The organism is Bradyrhizobium sp. IC4059, assembly GCF_020193615.1.
GTDB lineage: Bacteria > Pseudomonadota > Alphaproteobacteria > Rhizobiales > Xanthobacteraceae > Bradyrhizobium > Bradyrhizobium yuanmingense.
In genome coordinates, this window is record NZ_JADYVH010000041.1 from 1 (window position 1) to 563 (window position 563).

1 protein-coding gene is annotated in these 563 nt (G+C 54.0%); it reads right to left on the minus strand.

The features are described from left to right. Positions 1-563, minus strand: a 563-nt coding sequence (locus tag I6F12_RS37010; protein ID WP_225158546.1) for an IS6-like element IS26 family transposase, incomplete at both ends; no start/stop codon positions are given.

The following is a 563-nucleotide window of genomic DNA, read 5'->3' on the forward strand; positions in this document are numbered from 1 at the left end:
TACCAGGCGCATTTCGCCCAGGGGATCACCATAATAAAATGCTGAGGCCTGGCCTTTGCGTAGTGCACGCATCACCTCAATACCTTTGATGGTGGCGTAAGCCGTCTTCATGGATTTAAATCCCAGCGTGGCGCCGATTATCCGTTTCAGTTTGCCATGATCGCATTCAATCACGTTGTTCCGGTACTTAATCTGTCGGTGTTCAACGTCAGACGGGCACCGGCCTTCGCGTTTGAGCAGAGCAAGCGCGCGACCATAGGCGGGCGCTTTATCCGTGTTGATGAATCGTGGGATCTGCCACTTCTTCACGTTGTTGAGGATTTTACCCAGAAACCGGTATGCAGCTTTGCTGTTACGACGGGAGGAGAGATAAAAATCGACAGTGCGGCCCCGGCTGTCGACGGCCCGGTACAGATACGCCCAGCGGCCATTGACCTTCACGGAGGTTTCATCCATGTGCCACGTGCAAAGATCGGAAGGGTTACGCCAGTCCCAGCGCAGCCGTTTTTCCATTTCAGGCGCATAACGCTGAACCCAGCGGTAAATCGTGGAGTGATCGACAT